The organism is Streptomyces virginiae (assembly GCF_000720455.1).
Lineage (GTDB): Bacteria > Actinomycetota > Actinomycetes > Streptomycetales > Streptomycetaceae > Streptomyces > Streptomyces virginiae.
The window spans coordinates 1-652 of sequence record NZ_JOAK01000092.1 but is presented as its reverse complement, the minus strand read 5'-3'; the positions used below and the strand labels follow the sequence as shown (position 1 = coordinate 652).

Below are 652 nucleotides of genomic sequence, written 5' to 3'. Positions count from 1 at the left end.
TCATGGCCGACAACCTGACCGCCCAGGTCCGTTCCATCGCCGAGGTCACCACCGCCGTCGCCCAGGGCGACCTGACGCAGAAGATCCGGGTGGACGCCCGCGGGGAGATCCTGGAGCTGAAGGAGACCATCAACACGATGGTCGACCAGCTCTCCGCGTTCGCCGACGAGGTGACGCGCGTGGCCCGCGAGGTCGGCACCGAGGGCAACCTGGGCGGCCAGGCCACGGTCCGGGGGGTCTCCGGCACCTGGAAGGACCTCACCGACAACGTCAACGTGATGGCGTCCAACCTGACCGGACAGGTCAGATCGATCGCCCAGGTGGCCACCGCCGTCGCGCGCGGCGACCTGTCTCAGAAGATCACGGTGGAGGCGAAGGGCGAGGTCGCCGCGCTGGCCGGCGTCATCAACACGATGGTCGACACGCTGTCCGCGTTCGCCGACGAGGTGACGCGCGTGGCCCGCGAGGTCGGCACCGAGGGCCGCCTCGGCGGCCAGGCCCGGGTCCCCAACGTGGCGGGCACCTGGAAGGACCTCACGGACAACGTCAACTCCATGGCGAACAACCTCACCGGCCAGGTCCGCAACATCGCCCTCGTCACGACCGCCGTCGCCAACGGCGACCTGTCCAAGAAGATCGACGTGGACGCCCG

1 protein-coding gene is annotated in these 652 nt (G+C 69.6%); it reads left to right on the top strand.

What is annotated here, in order from left to right; translation table 11 throughout:
• Window positions 1-652 (top strand): HAMP domain-containing protein (locus IG86_RS39590; protein WP_037943957.1); only part of this gene is annotated, 652 nt, incomplete at both ends.